The organism is Legionella sp. JM-2024, from assembly GCF_055389095.1.
Genome location: NZ_AP039388.1, coordinates 245,761 through 264,184 on the forward strand (window position 1 = coordinate 245,761; position 18,424 = coordinate 264,184).

Genomic DNA, 18,424 nt, shown 5'->3' on the forward strand with positions numbered 1-18,424 from the left:
TATTTAAAATGAAAGTTCTAATACTTATAATAAGATCAAAAAATTATCTTTTAGGTCTTTATTTATACCACACGAATCTTAAATCATTATTAAGGGGGTATAAAAACATTAAATAATGTGGTCAAGCAAAAAAAACACAACTCAGTTAAGCGTCATTAATTAATCCAGACCATGATCTATACATCATGGTTTGCTGGCCGTGATATTTTCCTGGAAGAAATTAATGCAACATTATAAGATGTTGTTATGTGGAGTAACTGAATCTTTTGGACAAAAATGATCTCGATGTTTGCAATCCCCAATTGTGATACTGTAAAAAAAGCTCGTACCTTCCTGGAGAAAAATAAAATTGATTATGAGTTTATTGATTTCAAAAAAATTCCACCAACAAAAGCACAAATAACAGCATGGAGTGATTACTCAGGTGAACTTCCCATCAACAAAAAAGGAATGACTTACCGAAAATATAAAGACCATTATGAAGCATTGAGTTTGTCGGAAAAAATAGATTTTATTATCGCAAATACATCACTCATTAAGAGACCTGTTTTGGTACAAGATGGCAAAACAATCGCATTGGGTTTTAATGAAGCACAATATAAAGAACTAATAACGAACTCTTGAAAGCAAATTGAAGCAATCGAGACTGACCCCCATTGATCTTATCAAGACCGTAGTAAGATATTGTTTCTAAGTGTAATACCTAAGCGACGATAGCTGATTTTTTTTGATATTTTAGCTTATCACTGGCAAAACCAACTCTTTTAATATATTCCCAGAGCAGGGTGTAAAGTACGCCAGAAATTATATTGATTTTAAGTGATTTGATTTTGAAATCACGCACCAGGACATATAATTGAGTTCTGACGTCATTCGGTAATTCAAAAATACCAACAGGTCGAGACGGTAAATTTAAAATGAGTGGGAATACAGTATCAGAATCGGGCTTTTGAGCAAGCATTGCTAAAAATACGTTAGGGCAAATTTTACCAATCTTTGGTTGTTGGATTAAATCATAGCGAAAATCTATGATGTCATGAGCCGTCTGAATTAGCTCACCACCTTGAGTAGCTTTAGGATATATGTGCTCTAATGCAGAATAAGTTAATCCCCTGTTCCGCTCGATAGAATCGGTAACTCTAGGGTCTTTTTTTATAAAATGCGTCAACAAAGCCAAGTAGGCGCCGGATATCTCAATATTATTTTTCGCAATATTTTCTCGTAACCTCGCATTTTGGTTTGAATTGTATTGCAAAGTGAACCTTGCTTGTAATGCCAATTTATTGGCAAATAAATTGCAAAAAGCATATAAATCTTTTTTTGTAATTAAATTTTGCTCAATAAATTTATTGAGTACTGATAAATCATCTTGATCCAGTAATTTTTTTAAAAAAGGACTTAAGTTAACTCCTAAAGAAGCGTCTCCCAATGCGATAATCACTTCAGGTGACGCACTATCAACGATATCGTCCAATTTGCCAAAAAGTTTTTTTAAACGACACAAGAACAACGCTTTGCGAAAAATGAACCAATAATCCCTGGGATATAAATGCATTACAGAAAATAGGATGGCTAAAGTAATGGGATATTTCACGAAGCGACTATGCCCTATTGTGTATACCCATAGGGAAAGGCAAGGAATGTTTCTCCAATAGAATATTGATTTTGGAACATACTTGGCTAAAAACAATTGGCTACCCGTCATAGCCAATAGGGCTGCGATCAGAATAGATAACAGTTGTAAGTAAGGTGTGAACTCATTGATTAAGACTTCATATGTACTAGGCATTGAGATTCTTAATAGGTTAATGATAAGTAATCTATCAAACGCTGGGAGCTAAATTTTACCGCTGTCCACTGCCATTTTTAGTAGCTGTCGTTGCGAGAACCCAGAGTGTTTCAAACAATTGGCTTTAGACTAATTAAGAGGGCATTTTAATCAGCTTGATTTAAACTAATCCTTTGATTTAGCGATCAAAAATGAGAATAAAGTGCCGAAGCATCATCTTATCTTAAATTTGTCTTGATTTACCATATATTCTCATCATCTGTTGTATGGAGCAATCCATTGTTGTGAGGTAATGCCGTATCTCCTCTTAGGAAATTCAAAACAATGTCCTGCCAGTTTTAATGTACTATCCCTCCCACTGAGTTGCTATTTCAAATGGTTTTTACCGTATCATTGACGACAACGGAACAACCATGATAAAAACAATCCAATCTCATTGAATTATTAGAATAATGTTGAAATTTTGTTTTTTTATTGGTTTGGGTTTGATAGCTGGCGTAAGCTTTGCAAAACCTTGTACCATCACTCATAGAAGCTGCTTAATACTAAAAAATCACTATTCGCAGTTTGCTAAAATTAAGTGCAATTGGCTAAGTGAAGTAACTTCTAAAGGAAATTCTCAAGGCTCTTCACAATTGGATTTAGCCTATGGTGATGGGCTTGGCGCTCCCGAACCTCGAGAACTTTTTTGCACGCTGAATATGGGACAAATAACACGAATTTTTAATTTCTATAACCCTTACTGGGGCTCATTCATTGAATTTGATCTTTTTTCAGAGCAACAACTTGGTGTACATATTACCGATGGCTGGAGTTCAAAAGAAAGTCGTTATTCATTTAAGTGGTAAAAATGGATTTAATATAATGAACCACTTATCAGGTTGGCTATTGACCGAAACTGGCTTAGTATCCCATTGCATTCAATTTTTTGAGTGAGATCATTAACTCAAATAATGCTTTTTACATAAGCCATTATAAAGTGTTTAAAAAAAGTTCTGTTTTATACCTTGGTAAAACAGGATACTCGCTAAGTTTATCCCTAAAAATACCAGAGACAAGATAATCAAGGTATTCACAGGTATTAGTGTAGCAATACCTGTATATATGGCAAAAGCTATCCAGGTTGATGCAAATAAACAGGCATTACTCGAACCCGCTAATGTTGGAAATAAAGACAGTCCTTCACCTACTATTAGAGGAAAAACTAAACCGGCAGCATAGATGTATATAAAAAAAGCAATTATTGTGAGGGTTAAATTATAAACTCCCATGAGAGCGCTCCCTAAAAGAACCAGGGTTGTCGAAAAATGGCAGATTAGACTAAAACGCAATTTAATAATGGGCTGGACATGGAATAATATTCGATTTGTGACCACAAAACCAGCCAAGGCCAAAAAATAAGGCAATGTATCCATAATAAATAGGGATAACATCAAAGTGATCAACAAAAATGAAGGGGCCCAGGATACTTGTTAAGGAACTATAACTGGTTCCTCAGCCAGTTTAATTAACTTATTGGGATTATCAGAATTAATCAATGAAACTTGTTCATTGATTTTATCTATCATAAAGTCCGCGCAAGACTGTACAAGTACTTTTATATCCTCCCAATATTCATTTTCTATACCGATATAAATCGATTTGGCCCGCTTCATCACAGGTCGATAAACTTTAGGTAAATGATTCAGTACCCAATCTGCCGCTGCAGTTTTGGATCTTATTGCATTTGTTTCCAAAGTACTCCAGATTCGAGCGTAAGTAAGTAGGACATTTCGAGTATCATGCTCAAGATCCATGGCAAGTGTATTTAAATCATGAATCATGGCTTTTATAAAATCATGATATGGCACATGCGCCAATAGCCGCTCGGGCTTTAATCCAAGTAATGTTTGGCTCTTTAATAAAACTTGAGTAATAATTAGCGCGAGATCAGGCATTTCATGAGTCAGCCATGGTTCAATAATGCCTTTCTCAAAAGATTCGCGTAACCAATCACCATATTGAAAATCAAAGTGAGGAGGATATTGCCAAGGATTAATCGCTGCTTTCTCAACAATGGTCATTTCAATGGGCCTTTTTGAACTTTTCATGTAAATGCCCGAGATTTGGAGAAGATTAGCAATTAATCTGGTTTTTTCCTCTGGGGTTGTTACACGATTGGCGACAACGAATAAGTCAATGTCGCTGTATTTTTGCAGTCCGCCTACAAGAGACGAACCATAAAGATAAACCCCTAAAAGATCAGGTCCTAAAATCATTTTCAATAATTCCAGGCTTTCTTTGAGTTGTTGCTGCATTTCATGGCTATAAATATTTATCATAGGATTCATTAATTTCCTACTGGTATTAGGCGTTATATAAAAAGATTCATACTTTTAAAATTATCCAAATGTAATGACGATTCTTGCTAGACTTCCAGGTTCAATAATATTGATTCATACTCAAATCTTCGCATACAGTTTCTTCACCAAGGGGCCAATGGTTAGACCCTGAACCAGGATGGAAAAAATGACCACCATGTATGTCATCATCAAGATGGCTTCAAAGGCAAACTCATCTGTTTTCCCAACTATATCGCTCAACGAAAGAGCCAGTGCTACGGAGATCCCCCCGCGCAAGCCTCCCCAGGTCAGAATCTTGATGCTGTGCGGTGCGAACTTCTGTTGATAATGCATCAAGGTCAGCGGAACTGCTACGGAGATCCAACGTGCCAGTATCACCACTGGAATCGCAATTAATCCAGCCATTAGATAATGTTTATTGATAGTTAAAACCAGCACTTCCAGGCCGATTAAAACAAAGAGTACAGCGTTTAATATTTCATCCAGCAACTCCCAGAAGGTATCCAGATGTTCGCGTGTTTTATTTGACATTGCAAATCTTCGACCATGATTGCCAATCAACAGCCCAGCTACCACCATTGCGATGGGTGCTGAGATATGAATTCGTTCGCCCAACGCATATCCTCCCGTCACAAGTGCAAGCGAGATAAGAATTTCAACCTGATAATTGTCGATGGATTTTAACATGTAATAGGTGATATAGCCGGTTACTAATCCGAACACCACACCTCCTATAGCCTCTGTAACAAACAGCATCAGCAAATGTGAACTGCTGATTTCATGGGTACCTGAGGCAATTTCAAGCAGGCCCAGAAAAAGGACAACGCCTACCCCATCATTAAAAAGCGATTCCCCGGCAATTTTAATTTCCAAATTCTTAGGCGTGTTCAGAACTTTTAAAATACCCATCACCGCAATCGGATCGGTTGGAGAAATAAGTGCACCAAAGAGCAGACAATAGATAAAGGAAAGTTGAATGCTGATGGCATGGAGCAACCAATATATCAATAGGCCTACAATGATGGTAGAGACTAGCGTGCCGAAAATGGCTAGAAGTGTAACAATGATTTTCTGCTCAGAGAGTTGACTAATATTGACATGAAGTGCACCAGCAAAGAGGAGGTAGGCTAGCATCCCATGAAGCAAGGCCTTATTAAAATCTACTCGTTCCAGAAAGCTCTTGGCACCAGAAATTATTTCGGGCCAGATAGTGCCAGCGATATTCAGACATAGGGATAGCACCAGGGCAATAGCCATCAATCCGATCGTTGGGGGAAGTTTGAACAGTTTAAAATTGATGTAGCTAAATAATGCTGAGAGTGTGATTAGAACAGCTATGATTTCAAAAAACGACATAAACACTCCTGCGCCGATATTTCTAAAAAACACCTGAAAATCATATGAGCCATCGTGGAGCGTTTAGAGACGAACACGTGGCTCTCTGATTTAATTATTTACAAGCAATGTTGATTAGAATTTCTCTTCATACAAAGATTAGCGAAATAATATCTTAAATCGGATACGAAGATATCCCCTTCATTTTCCATTATAAATATTCTTTCAGGCTGCAATTCAAGATAATTGGATGCTTTTAGAATAGAATAATAAACTGCTCCTGCATAGGAGAAAATCCATTTGTCCAAAAAGGGTAGAATCATATCGGGATTATTAGAATAAAATCGTTGGTAAATATCAGCAATTAATTCCTTTCTCATTTCGAAATTACTTTTAAAATAAAAATTGTTTCGATCTTGACGATAAAGTGTGAATGGCGTTTTATCGGGGTTGTTTTTAAAACCTGCATTAAGATTCATGGATATAATAATACCTTTGGCATTTTCAATTTGTAATGTTGCAGTATTGAATAAATTGTACCCATTGTATTCTTTCAGATAGGATTTTAAATAATCAACCGCTTTGTCCGTTAATGGATCAAAATAACTTTGAATAGAAAAATTTACTGCGTAGTCCGGGTTATTTTCATCATAGCCGCAGCTGACATAAGTGTTGTAGGTAAACAGATTAGGAGAGATTTTTTTTGAAAAAACCTGATCTATTTCATTTTCCACCTCTTCGCAGCTGAGTTCCAAACCTGCAACATTACCGCTAACTCGAACGATTTGAGTTGGGAAATCAATGGTTCTTTGGGTCATTTGATTAAGATCAGGTATTTCCTGCTCATTACTGTAGTGCCTGACTACTGTATTTTTATTTTGCGGTAATGGGGAAAAGATAAGACCTTCTGCACTATTGTCAAAACTGGCAAAAGCCAGAAGGGGCGATAAAAGCAAAGCGCCCAATGAATAACTTATTTTCATCACAAACTCCTTTTTAATTAATCAGAACTCCATTCAAATTATTATCAGATTAGAAAACTGTTGAGAGTTACTCTAATTCGATGCGGCTCACAGTATATCTTATCTGGTTTGAGAACCAACTCTATGAATAATATAAATAAAACATAGGAAACATACAGGTTTAGTAATATATCCTATATATAAGGCTGGGACTTGAATTTAGCGTGCAAAGATTGTGAATGGTTGAAATACAAAATTCAACCCTATTTTGTCTGATTTTTGATTGAAAAAACAAAACGATCATAATTATAAATTTGCCTATACTTAAATTATTAATTTTAAAAATTAAAAAATGAATAAAGACACTCCAAGCTTTAGTGAAGCTAATGAGCAAATAGGTAATTCAATACATCATGTCTGTTTAAATGCATCAGATGCAAAACTCATTAAATCTAATATTCAAGAGAGTTACCATAGCTGGGCTAACATGCTTTATCCCGGAGTTTTTTTGAACTGGGGATTATGTAATAAAAAAATATATCGGGAATTATTGGCATTAAACTTTGATTTTTCTGAATTAGGTCCTTTTCCTCATGTGTATGGGCAATCACTACTTTTTTATTTGATAAGACCATTAATTAAAATCCATTTTTTTAATAAAAGATTACTTGATGTGGGCTGTGGTAATGGCGTGGGTTTAAAAATAAGTTCTGAATTATTAAAAACAAGATACGCTTTAGGCATTGATTTAGTAAGTAAGTTGATAACGAATTCCAATAATAGTTTCTACATAGAAGATAAAATTAATTACATGCAAGCAGATGCAGAAAATATGGCTATGGCAAATGAAAGTTTTGATATTGTAACCAACCTTGAAAGCTCACATCTTTATCCGCAAATAGAGTATTTTTTTACTGAAGTAGAGAGGGTTTTAGCTACGAACGGATTTTTTTGTTATGCCGATATTAATATTGAGGTGAAGCAGCAAGCAGAACGATTAGAAGCCTTCGTAAAGACAAGAAAAAATTTACGCATTGTAGAAAAGCATAATATTACCAAAATGGTTCAGGCATCAATTTATCAGCGTTTAATTGTCAATGAAAAAAGATTTTATCAATTAGCGCAATACTTTTTAGGACCTGATAAGGTTACACTTACTTCAGAGCTGGCTAATGTAGCCAGTTCAATGGGTCTGATGTTTCTTCCCTGGTGGAGGATTCGCTTTAAAAATCCAGCATTACAAGAGCTTGGACAGTTTGCTCGCCGGTGCAAGTACTGGAATAAAAAATATTATTTTTATTATTTAATTCAAAAGATCGACTCATAATTTAACACATATGAACCATATATAAAAATAAACAGGTTGATCTTTGAACTTTTTTCGATTATCACCTTACCCCTGTTCGTTCGGGCTGAGGAGACGTTTACTCAGCCTCGAAGCCTTTGCGTCAAGACCAGCAATGCTTCGAGACAGCGCTCAAGCGCTTCCTCAGCCCGAGCGGCGATATATAAGAGTAAACACAGTTTTATCTTGACGGCTATGGCTCCGGACCCAACAACTCACGAATTAAAAAAGTTTATATTGTGGTCTTCGATTAGAAATTTTTGAGTTTCAAATCCAGTCCTCTTTCTAAATCGTGAGGTTGGTTCTCCTCATTATTTAAAGTTTTATAGAAGGCAACAGCACCTCTGCGAGCTACATGCACCGGTTTTTGTCCGTGGTCTGAAACTGCGACTTTATTGATTTCTTCTCCGCCTAAAAATGAATCTGAAAAATCCAGGAGGTTTTGAAAAAAGTTTTTCGTAGAATACAGCTCAGTTAACATTTGATAGGCAGTATATCCAGCATTATTTCTATGCTCTCTATACGCATTCCAAATATTGAATTCCTGAGCCCTGTTTTTTAACGCGACAAGAACCTCTTCTTGTCCTGTAATGGATGCAATGTGAAATACACTATTCCCTCGGGGAGTCGTTCTCATCAGTTCTTCTGCAGAATAAAACGGAAGCACCAATTTAACTGCTTCGATGTCTCCTGCTTTCACCAATAACATCAAGGGTGTATTCACTGGCATACCACTCTTAATAAGGTTGGTATTTACTTCTATATTGGGATCATTCGGAGTGGTTAATAATTTTTGAGCTGTTTTTGACGTTTTGGCCAACTCACATAGCCGAGTTAAAACAGCTTTGATCTCTTGTTGATATAATTCTTTATAATTATTCAATGAATTAAAAACTCTTGCAGCCAGAAAGCTGGTTAAGGGAGTATTGCCTATTTGATCATTAGAAAAAGGATTTGCTTCAAACTGTTCAAGCATTTGGACAGGTTCTACTATTTCTTTTGGTGATGACAAAGATGGAGTCATGTTGCTGTCTTTGTACAAAGGGGTGCCTGTTATTGTAATGGTAGGCTCTTCAGGACTAACTGTATGCGTATTTCTTTTGTCAGAGGTTCCAAAAAAACCAAAGAGCCAGTTTTTAATAGTTAGTACAATAAAAACAATTGGAGCCCAAATAAATTTAAAGCTTAAAATATAGGGTAAATAGGACTGATTGTTTTCGGGAAGTGCAAAAAATCTTGACCAAAAATTTTTAGAAGACGCTGCCATTAAAATCTCAACTAATATATTGTCGTTAAATTATACAGTCAGAATCTTAAGTTATTATTAAATGGGGATAACACACATCTTTACAATGCGATATGGAATTGCTTCGACTAGTTAATTAAGCGATTCAAATCCAATATCAATGTCTTCGCACTAACAGGATAATAAAAATAAGCTTGTATCTTTGCTTCTGGATTAATTAGCAAAATTTCTGTCCCATGACTCATCGGTGTGGTAGAAACGGTAACATGCAGCTGTTTTTGTAAGGTATTTATTGCTGACATGTCACCCCTAAGCGCTATAAAGTCAGGATTAAACTGATGAATAAATTGATTTAGTTTCTGCAAGGAATCATGCCCAGGATCAACTGAAATGAAAATAACTTGTGGTTTTTTGGTTTTAGCTAAACGCTCATAAGTTTGATTAAGCGTTTGCATAGTAAGAGGGCAAATCATTGTGCAAGAGCTAAAGCCAAAAAATAGTAAAGACCAATGACCTTTTAAGTTGTTTTCCGTAAATAAATTTCCATGATTATCAATAAGTTCAAAATGAGCGATGGGTTGAGGTTGATTGATGTAAACTCCATCTTCCAGGTTGACTTTACTATGATTAAAGACAACGTAAACAATGAAACTCGCTGCGAGAACTAAATAAAAAAGGATTATGGAGGTAATCTTGTTCATATTGTCAAATAATTAACAGCAATCCATGCTACACTTAAATAAAATATAAAGGGTATCAATGTAAATGTATACTGGCTTCTTTCAATTGGATGCCTTACCAACTAATCAATTAATAGGGATCTATGATCCCAAATTAGTTATTCTCTCTTTTTTAGTGGCTGCTATGGCTTCTTATATTGCACTTGATTTAACGGGACGCTTAAGAGATCACAATAATACAAAAAAAGATGCCAGGCTCTGGTTATTGGGTGGTGCTATTGCGATGGGGTCAGGGATATGGTCTATGCATTTCATTGGGATGCTCTCATTTACAATTCCTGGTCTTGTTTTGGAGTACGATTTGTTATGGACTGTTTTTTCACTTTTTGTTGCCATTTTGGCTTCTTGTTTTGCCTTATTTATATTAAAAAAATCAATCATTAATATTATTCATCTCATTGCTGGCGGTTTAATTTTAGGATTAGCGATTGCCTCCATGCACTATACAGGCATGGCGGCAATGCTTATTTCGTTAAATATTGCTTACCTGCCTAGCTTATTTTTGTTATCAATTCTTGTGGCAATTTTAGCTTCAGAGGCTGCTATCTGGTTCGCTTTAAAAAGCAACACGGTCGTTTTAAAATTAAGAACCCGGATTAAAATTTTATCGGCCATCACCATGGGTTTGGCAATTTGTGGAATGCATTATACAGCAATGGGTGCATCCGTGTTTACTCCTCTATGTAAGCCCATCGAAATAAGCAGTTACCACGGACTTAATCAAACCCTCCTGGCCATTATAATCGCTGGAGTCACTATAGTGATTTTAGGCATTGCTTTTTTAGCTTCTTCTTATAAAGAAGCTAAAAATCAACAGCAATTTGAAAGGGCTCGAGAATTAGGCATGGCTGAAATTTCAGCCTCTGTTTTGCATAATGTAGGTAATGTGCTCAATTCTGTTAATGTGTCAGTCGAAACAATGATAGCCAGCCAGCATTCTTCACCGTTGCAAGAAATAAAAAAATTAGCAGATCTATTGAATACTCATAAAGAAGATTTACCTCAGTTTCTCACCCAAGATCCGCACGGCGTTCATGTTGGAGCTTATATTAATGAGTTAGCCCAGTGTTGGCAAAATGAATATGAACTCCAGATGGGTGAATTAAAAGAAATTTCCAAAAATGTCGAACTTATCAAAAACATCATATCAACCCAACAAAAGGTTATTAAAGTGGATAATTTTGAACAGATTATTTCTATTAATGATCTTATTGATGAAACTCTTCTCTTGTCAGGCGTTCATCTAAAAAAAGAGATTAAGGTTAAGAAAGAATATGGCGATATCAAGCCTATTACGGTTGATAAGATTAAATTGTTTCAAGTATTCGGTAATCTCCTTTCCAACGCAAAAGATGCCTTACTTGAATCCTCAAATCCAAATAAAGCCCTAATCATTAAAACAGGGCTGATAAATAGAGACAAAATTGAAATCCAGATTTCTGAAAATGGTATTGGTATTTCAAAAGACAATTTGAATAAAATTTTTATTTTTGGTTTCACAACTAAAAAATCGGGTCATGGATTTGGTCTGCATGCCTCTGCTCTTGCTATCAATGAATTGGGGGGCGAAATTCGTGCTAACAGCGAAGGCCTTGAAAAGGGTTCTACTTTTACCGTTAATTTACCTTATCGCAAAGCAAGCTTATTAAAAGAGGTGGGAGGGGTGTAGCAATGGATACTCAAAACAATTTTAGAATATTAATTATTGATGATAATCCTGCGATTCATCTTGATTTTCAAAAAATATTAAAAATGAGAAAATTAACCCCAACATTTAACAAACTAAATCAACTGGTCTTTGGAGATAAATCAGAATCTGCCGAGACTGATTTTCCATCCTTTCAAATTGACTGTGCTTCGCAAGGGGAGGAGGGTATTGAATATATTCAACAGGCTTTAGATCAGGGAGAACCTTATGCTTTGGCTTTTGTTGATGTTCGCATGCCTCCTGGATTAAACGGCATTGAAACCATTAAACGCATTTGGGCCTCAGATAAAGAAATACAGATTGTGATTTGCACAGCCTACTCTGATTATACCTGGGAGGAAACTGTAGATGAATTGGGGCTAACTGATAATTTATTAATTCTCAAAAAACCCTTTGATAGTATTTCTGTACGACAACTAGCCTGTTCATTAACCAAAAAATGGCGATTGATGCAAGAATCAAAAAATCGCGAGAAAATTTTGGAAAAAACTGTCGAAGAACGTACCAATTCCCTACAAAAAACTTTAATTATGCTTGAGTACCAGTCAACTCATGATAGTTTAACCAATTTACCCAATCGAGCTTTGCTAGTGGATAGGATTAATCATGAAATTGCTCGGGCTAAAAGACATAATTTGATGTTTGCCGTGATTTTTATCGATCTTGATCGATTTAAACTAATCAATGACAGTTTTAACCATGAATCAGGCGATATTTTACTTAAACAAATAGCTGAGCGCCTGTCTAAGGTTACAAGAGAAGAAGATACCATTGCACGTTTAAGTGGTGATGAATTTATTTTCATCTCCGTCTCATCAGAAGTACATAAAATTGAACATGTAGAGCATATTGCAAAAAAAATTTTAGATACTTTCAATGAAAGTCTGCAGATTGCAGATCGAGACATTATTATTTCTGCAAGCCTTGGAGTCAGTGTTTATCCTCAAGATGGCTCAACAGTTGAAGAGCTTTTACGTAATGCTGATCTGGCGATGTATCGGGCGAAGGCTTTAGGAGGGAGTCAATTTCAATTATACACGTCTGAATTGGAAGAAAAATCCATTGTTCGTTTAGAAAAAGAATTTGATCTGCGCCGTGGACTAATTGAAAATGAATTTTTTTTAGAATATCAACCACAATACGATATGCAGGAACAAAAATTAATTGGGGTAGAAGCCCTGATTCGTTGGCGACATCCAACACAAGGTATTTTATTGCCTATGGATTTTATCCCACTTGCAGAAAAAACGGGACTAATTGTACCGATTGGTGAGTGGGTTATCAGGACAGCTTGTTATCAAAATAAGGCCTGGCAGGACAAAGGAATTCAAGCCTTTCCTGTTTCAGTAAATATTGCGACTAAGCAATTCATGCAGCCTGATTTTATTACAATGATTAAAGATATATTAAAAACCAGTAAGCTGGATCCTAAATATTTGAAAGTGGAAGTGACTGAAAATGTCATTATCAATACAGTAAATGTGACTGATTCAATTAATGAATTGAAGAAGCTGGGTGTGAGTATTGTTCTTGATGATTTTGGCGCGGCTAATTCAGGATTTAATTATCTGAGTAAGCTCCCCATTGATCAATTAAAAATTGATCATTCTTTTATACAAAATATTAATTCTAAACGTTCAGATGAAGTGATTCTCCAAGCGATTATCGACATGGCTAACAATTTACATTTGGATTTAGTCGTTGAGGGCGTTGAAACTACGAGCCAGTTTAAATATTTAGAATCACATAATTGCTATAAATTCCAAGGGTTTTATTTTAATAAACCAATGTCGGCTGATAAGTTAGAAAAATTAGTCCATTCTCTAAAAACTTGACCCATGTGTCAGATAAAGTGTTTCATAACTTCAAGTAATCAATACAAATTTTATAAGCGTAAAGGACGCTGACCCTAAAATGCGGTCCTCAAAACATTATAAAACATCATAGTAATATAATTTAAGAAACATCGAACGTGGTATGATAGAAAATTAATATGGTTAAGATAAAAATATCTTTATGACAACCGATGCATTCAAACCAGTTACTCTTCAAGGGAACAATGTGACACTGGTTCCGCTTTCTGAATCACATCATGACGACTTTGTCTGTGCAACACAAGATGGTGAATTATGGAAGTTATGGTACACATTTGTGCCGTCACCCACCTCAATGCGAGCAAATATCCTTGCTCGCTTATCTATGCAAGAAGCAGGAACCATGCTGCCCTTTGCCGTCATTGATAATCAAACACAAAATGCCATAGGGATGACCACGTATTTGAACATAGATAAACCAAACCGTCGTGTTGAAATCGGTGGCACTTGGTATCGAAAAAGTGCGCAACGTACCTTTGTAAATACAGAGTGTAAATTACTTCTTCTTACTCACGCTTTTGAAACCATGGACTGTATCGCCGTCGAATTCAGAACACATAGTTTTAATAAACAAAGCCGAAAAGCGATTGAGCGTATCGGCGCAAAATTCGATGGTATTTTGCGAAATCATATGATCATGCCCGACGGCACATTGAGGGACACCTGTGTATACAGCATCATTGCAAACGAATGGTCTGCTGTTAAAACTCATTTGCTATTTTTGACTTCAACATGATGAAACAAAATCCGTTTTCCGCTATTAAACAATTATTCAGGAAGCTATCCCAATGCTAAAGCGGTTTCGTAAGATGAATATCATTCCCAAAGTAACAGGGCAAAGGTTCGAATTTTGCATACAAAGAACGCGAAAGGGTGTAATAAAAAATGAAGTCATGACTTCCAAAATGTACATTGCTTTTTACTTAGATTACTTTATAGTTAGTTTCTCCAAGAAACGTTTAATCCTTTGAATGGATTTCATTCTATGATTTCGAAAAAAATAACCCAAATTTCATTTTCCATTGTTTTCGCACTGATTACTGGGGCAACAGAAGCAAATATCACTCGACCTGAGGATGAACAACAATTCGCACGCTCTATTTATAAACAATTTATCGAAGTTCAATCTGGATTCTCTACCGGATCAACAACGCCTCTAGTCGAGGTTGCTGTAAAACGCTTAAAAGAAGCAGGCTTCTCCGATAAAGATATCTTTGTTGGTGGTGCTAGTCCCCAAAAGGCCAATCTGGTTGTTCGTTATCATGGTACTGGGGAGCAAAAACCTTTGTTATTACTTGCGCATACGGACGTTGTTGAAGCCAAGTCTTCTGATTGGAGTATGAATCCTTTCCAACTTACTGAAAAAGAAGGGTATTTTTATGGAAGAGGCACTTTGGATGATAAGGCTCAAGCTGCTCTTTGGATAGCAAACTTAATCCAATATAAGCATGAAGGGTTTAAACCCAAGCGTGATATTATTGTTGCTTTGACAGCTGATGAAGAAGGAAGTAGCCCATACAACGGAATTAGCTGGTTGATTAAGAATCATAAGAATTTAATTGAGGCTGACTTCGCCCTTAACGAAGGTGGATGGGGCGATTTGGCTAAAGGGAAAAAAATATCACAAAATATCCAAGTGAGTGAAAAATACATTATCAATTACAATCTTGAGGTCCGTAATAAAGGCGGTCATAGTTCGCTTCCTACCAATGATAATGCTATTTATCGCCTTGCCGGGGCTTTAGAGCGTCTGTCAAAATTTAATTTTCCTTTAAAAACTAATGATGTCACCGCTGCTTATTTTAAACAGATGGCTACTATTGAGACAGGGTCATTGAAAACAGAAATGATTGAGGCAAGCAAGGGTTCTAAGCAAGCCATGCAAGGTTTAGCTGATAGTTCACCACAATGGAATGCTATTCTGCGAACCACGTGTATTCCTACTGTACTGGAAGGGGGACATGCAATAAATGCCTTACCGCAACTGGCTGTTGCCACAATAAATTGTCGTGTTCTTCCAGAGGACTCACCTGAAATGGTTGAGCAATCCCTAAGGGTAGCTATCAACGATCCGGAAGTTACGCTAAAACGCATTGGCAAAATATCAAGAGGTCCAAGTTCCCCACTTAGTCCCGAAATATTAAAAACTATTGCTCAGCTCACTCAAACCTATTGGCCTTCTGTTCCTACTATTCCAATTATGGTTACTGGTGCAACGGATGGACGTTATCTGCGATCAGTTGGAATTCCTACCTATGGGACAATGGGACTATTTTTAGATCGAGATGATTTTCGAGCTCATGGGCGTGATGAACGAATTCGCGTTGAATCATTCTATGAAGCTCAAGCGTTTCTTTATGACCTGGTGAAACAACTATCAAGCAATGTGACTTAAAAATAGCATATCCCGGGTTAGTCTTTGCTTAATTCGGAATGCTTTTGCCATTCTTATCATCCTCACAATAAGGAGCAAATGGGATAGGGCTTTTGGGTATTTACTGAGCTTTGGAAAACTAACATATGTTAAATGGTTTAAAGGTAATTGATCTGAGTTCGGTCCTCGCTGGCCCATCTGTAGGTACTTTCTTTGCTGAGTTAGGTGCTTCAGTAGTTAAAATCGAACACCCCATGCATAAGGATGTTACCAGAACATGGAAACTCCCGGGAGAAGACCCTGATTCTGAGATTTCAGCTTATTTTGCAAGTGTTAACTTCGGGAAGGAATACCTCTTTTTAGATCTCATGAAGGAAGAGGATCACAACCATTTCCTGCACCTTATTTCAGAAGCCGATATTTTAATAACGAATTTTAAAAAGGGCGATGATATAAAACTTCGAATGCAAGACGCTCATCTTCTCAGTATCAATCCGCGCCTGATCATTGGAAAAATAAATGGCTACGGTGAAGAAAGCGACCGCGTAGCCTATGATCTTGTCCTTCAGGGCGAAAGCGGTTTTATGTCAATCAATGGTACTCATGACAGTGGCCCGGTTAAAATGCCTGTCGCTCTAATCGATGTCCTTGCGGCACACCACCTGAAAGAAGCCATCCTTCTGGCACTCTATATTCGGGAAAAAAGTGGGAAAGGCAAGGTTGTTACTGTCTCTCTTTACGATGCTGCCGTTAGCAGTCTTGCTAATCAGGCATCAAATTACTTAATGACTGGTCAAGTACCACAGCGCATCGGGTCAATACATCCAAATATCGCTCCCTATGGCGAATTGTTCGATACAGCAGATGGTGCTCTTGTAGTCTTTGCAATAGGCTCCGATCGGCATTTTGAAAAACTATGTACTGTCCTCGGGCTAAAAGATCTGCCAGGGCAGGATGAGTTTAGGAACAATCAGAACAGAGTAAGGAACCGAGAGAGACTTGCTTCACTAATTGCTAAACAAACAGCGACATGGCAGAGCGATGAGCTTCTCGAAATTCTATACAGAGAAAATGTTCCCGCTGGAAAAATTATGGACATTAAGGAGGTTTTCGATAGCGATCGTGCGAAATCTCTCATTCGAGAAGAATTCATCGATGATATTCCTACGGCACGTGTCACATCCCTCATTTTTAAATAAACTTCTGTTGTTACTTAAAAAGGATTCATCTTCCCCTCGGACACTTCTCGCTTTGCTTTTTCAAGTTGCTCCAAGACCGACTCTATACCATATTCTGAAGCTTCAGTGAGTAATGCAGAAAAAATTGCTTTTTTTGCCTGAAATATGTTGGGGGCAACCTTATCTCGAATCATTTTGTTCTTTTGTGATTCAAGGTTCTCAAGAGCATGAAAATATTCTTGCATCTCCATTTTCGGATTTATATATCTTACCCCTTCATTAATGAGATTTCTCGTCACGATTTGAAACATTTCATAGTTCATTGCTTGTTGATACAGTGGATCAGCAGAGCTTTTCTGACAACTTAGCAGCAATGCCAAGAGGTTATTAGCAGTCAAATTAATATCTTGATTGATGGATAACGAGATGAGGGCATCAACATCCTGACAAAAGGCAGTGAGCCCTTTTAATATTCTGATGTTTTCTGGCTTTTCAAAATCAGCCCATTTGCTAAAGGTTGCTACTTGTTGATGAATCGTATTGAGGACATTTTCTATCCATTTTAATTCATAGGCATCAATTTCTTGCTGTGAACCATCTTTATCAATAGTCAATAATACCTTGCTATGTGGTCGCTTGTGTTCTCTCCCCACAGTTTTGATGGAGGTTTCTCTGTGTGTAATATATGCCGTATTTCCACCTGGAGGGTGTATAAATTGCTCATGTAATACATTTTTATTGGCAATCACATCAATAAATAGTCCATAGTCGTCAAATAATTTTTTTTGTAAGTTTTTGGCAAAACCTAATCCTTCACATACACTCAACACCAGCGTCAACCGAGGTATTACATTAGGATTTTTAAAATCAGGATTTTTTAGTAATTTTCCAAAATAGGCGGCAACATCATCTAAATTGTATATCTTTGAATTGCCTTTTTGTCTATCAAGGACCATGTCATCTAAGTCCTCATGTCCATGAGCCGAAAAATATATTTTAGTACGGTTTGTAATCGGTTCAGGAAAGAAATCAGGACCATCCAGGATCTTAAGGTCACTTCCGTCTGGTATTTTCACGAGTGTTGTGGGGCTTTCATGAATTATAAGCGTATCAATATTGGCCGTTATTTGATCTTGGGTCAAATTGATGTAAATGAGTTTATCATATTTGGAATGCATGACAGATCCCCATTTTTGGTTCAACATATTCTTAAAGTATAGAGCTTTTGATTAAAAATTTACCAAAAATAGAATGTTTCAATAAAATAATTTGAGCGCATGGTGAGAATTTGGGTGTTCAACTAGAAGGTGGCACTCACATAGTCCTTAACTAGACCTCTTGCATAACCTGTATATTTTGCTTTAGTGCGAGGCGTAAAGGTTTCAGGGAGCGAAGTTTACATAGAGTAAATGAGCACCGCAGAAATCTCTACAACACAGCAATAAAATAAAAGAGGCAGATTATGCAAGAGGTCTACTATTATGCCGCTTTGGCTTGGATAATCACTTGATGAGAGGTAATTCATACATGC

General features: G+C 36.7%; 16 protein-coding genes. 8 read left to right on the forward strand and 8 right to left on the reverse strand.

Annotation, left to right across the window (positions count from 1 at the left end; genetic code table 11):
- The first annotated feature begins 276 nt into the window (after positions 1-276).
- The gene (locus ACZ5EK_RS01080; RefSeq protein WP_464430954.1) at positions 277-624 is read left to right on the forward strand and encodes an arsenate reductase family protein; all 348 of its coding nucleotides are present in this window, start codon (positions 277-279) and stop codon (positions 622-624) included.
- Between the two features lie 79 nt (positions 625-703).
- On the opposite strand, the gene ACZ5EK_RS01085 is transcribed toward ACZ5EK_RS01080, so the two are convergent.
- Positions 704-1,789 carry a hypothetical protein gene (locus tag ACZ5EK_RS01085; protein WP_464430955.1) on the reverse strand — a complete coding sequence of 362 codons (1,086 nt, stop codon included), beginning with the start codon at positions 1,787-1,789 and terminating at the stop codon, positions 704-706.
- A 452-nt stretch (positions 1,790-2,241) separates the two neighbouring features.
- Here ACZ5EK_RS01085 and ACZ5EK_RS01090 point away from each other — a divergent pair, with 452 nt between their 5' ends.
- Entirely contained in the window at positions 2,242-2,637 is a 396-nt protein-coding gene (locus ACZ5EK_RS01090) for a hypothetical protein (RefSeq protein WP_464430956.1), read from the forward strand.
- A 135-nt stretch (positions 2,638-2,772) separates the two neighbouring features.
- Here the strand turns inward: ACZ5EK_RS01090 and ACZ5EK_RS01095 are convergent, their stop codons facing one another.
- From ACZ5EK_RS01095 to ACZ5EK_RS01110, 4 genes are all read right to left on the reverse strand, one after another.
- Positions 2,773-3,060, reverse strand: a complete 288-nt coding sequence (locus ACZ5EK_RS01095) for a hypothetical protein (RefSeq protein ID WP_464430957.1) — start codon at positions 3,058-3,060, stop codon at positions 2,773-2,775.
- 201 nt (positions 3,061-3,261) lie between these two features.
- Positions 3,262-4,119: an aminoglycoside adenylyltransferase family protein gene (locus tag ACZ5EK_RS01100; protein WP_464430958.1), complete on the reverse strand. Its 858-nt coding sequence runs from the start codon at positions 4,117-4,119 to the stop codon at positions 3,262-3,264.
- 111 nt (positions 4,120-4,230) lie between these two features.
- Positions 4,231-5,487, reverse strand: coding sequence for a cation:proton antiporter (locus ACZ5EK_RS01105; protein ID WP_464430959.1), 1,257 nt, complete (start codon positions 5,485-5,487; stop codon positions 4,231-4,233).
- A 98-nt stretch (positions 5,488-5,585) separates the two neighbouring features.
- Positions 5,586-6,449, reverse strand: coding sequence for an Lpg0189 family type II secretion system effector (locus ACZ5EK_RS01110; RefSeq protein ID WP_464430960.1), 864 nt, complete (start codon positions 6,447-6,449; stop codon positions 5,586-5,588).
- A 331-nt stretch (positions 6,450-6,780) separates the two neighbouring features.
- On the opposite strand from ACZ5EK_RS01110, the gene ACZ5EK_RS01115 reads away from it, so the two are divergent.
- Positions 6,781-7,755 (forward strand): class I SAM-dependent methyltransferase, encoded by a 975-nt coding sequence (locus ACZ5EK_RS01115; protein WP_464430961.1) that lies wholly within the window; start codon positions 6,781-6,783, stop codon positions 7,753-7,755.
- A 268-nt stretch (positions 7,756-8,023) separates the two neighbouring features.
- On the opposite strand, the gene ACZ5EK_RS01120 is transcribed toward ACZ5EK_RS01115, so the two are convergent.
- Together ACZ5EK_RS01120 and ACZ5EK_RS01125 are read right to left on the reverse strand one after the other, a co-directional pair.
- On the reverse strand, positions 8,024-9,040 hold the full coding sequence (locus ACZ5EK_RS01120) for a hypothetical protein (RefSeq protein WP_464430962.1): 1,017 nt from the start codon (positions 9,038-9,040) through the stop codon (positions 8,024-8,026).
- A 107-nt stretch (positions 9,041-9,147) separates the two neighbouring features.
- Entirely contained in the window at positions 9,148-9,720 is a 573-nt protein-coding gene (locus ACZ5EK_RS01125) for an SCO family protein (RefSeq protein ID WP_464430963.1), read from the reverse strand.
- A gap of 64 nt (positions 9,721-9,784) precedes the next feature.
- On the opposite strand from ACZ5EK_RS01125, the gene ACZ5EK_RS01130 reads away from it, so the two are divergent.
- The 5 genes from ACZ5EK_RS01130 to ACZ5EK_RS01150 all read left to right on the forward strand — a co-directional run bounded on the left by ACZ5EK_RS01130 (position 9,785) and on the right by ACZ5EK_RS01150 (position 16,914).
- On the forward strand, positions 9,785-11,428 hold the full coding sequence (locus ACZ5EK_RS01130; RefSeq protein ID WP_464430964.1) for an MHYT domain-containing protein: 1,644 nt from the start codon (positions 9,785-9,787) through the stop codon (positions 11,426-11,428).
- 2 nt (positions 11,429-11,430) lie between these two features.
- Complete coding sequence (locus ACZ5EK_RS01135) at positions 11,431-13,302, forward strand: two-component system response regulator (protein WP_464430965.1); 1,872 nt, start codon at positions 11,431-11,433, stop codon at positions 13,300-13,302.
- Positions 13,303-13,483: 181 nt separating this feature from the next.
- Positions 13,484-14,077, forward strand: a complete 594-nt coding sequence (locus ACZ5EK_RS01140; RefSeq protein WP_464430966.1) for a GNAT family N-acetyltransferase — start codon at positions 13,484-13,486, stop codon at positions 14,075-14,077.
- Positions 14,078-14,326: 249 nt separating this feature from the next.
- Positions 14,327-15,736, forward strand: a complete 1,410-nt coding sequence (locus tag ACZ5EK_RS01145) for a M20/M25/M40 family metallo-hydrolase (protein ID WP_464430967.1) — start codon at positions 14,327-14,329, stop codon at positions 15,734-15,736.
- A 125-nt stretch (positions 15,737-15,861) separates the two neighbouring features.
- The gene (locus ACZ5EK_RS01150; RefSeq protein ID WP_464430968.1) at positions 15,862-16,914 is read left to right on the forward strand and encodes a CaiB/BaiF CoA transferase family protein; all 1,053 of its coding nucleotides are present in this window, start codon (positions 15,862-15,864) and stop codon (positions 16,912-16,914) included.
- Between the two features lie 14 nt (positions 16,915-16,928).
- On the opposite strand, the gene ACZ5EK_RS01155 is transcribed toward ACZ5EK_RS01150, so the two are convergent.
- Positions 16,929-18,071, reverse strand: coding sequence for a hypothetical protein (locus ACZ5EK_RS01155; protein WP_464430969.1), 1,143 nt, complete (start codon positions 18,069-18,071; stop codon positions 16,929-16,931).
- Positions 18,072-18,424: the final 353 nt, after the last annotated feature.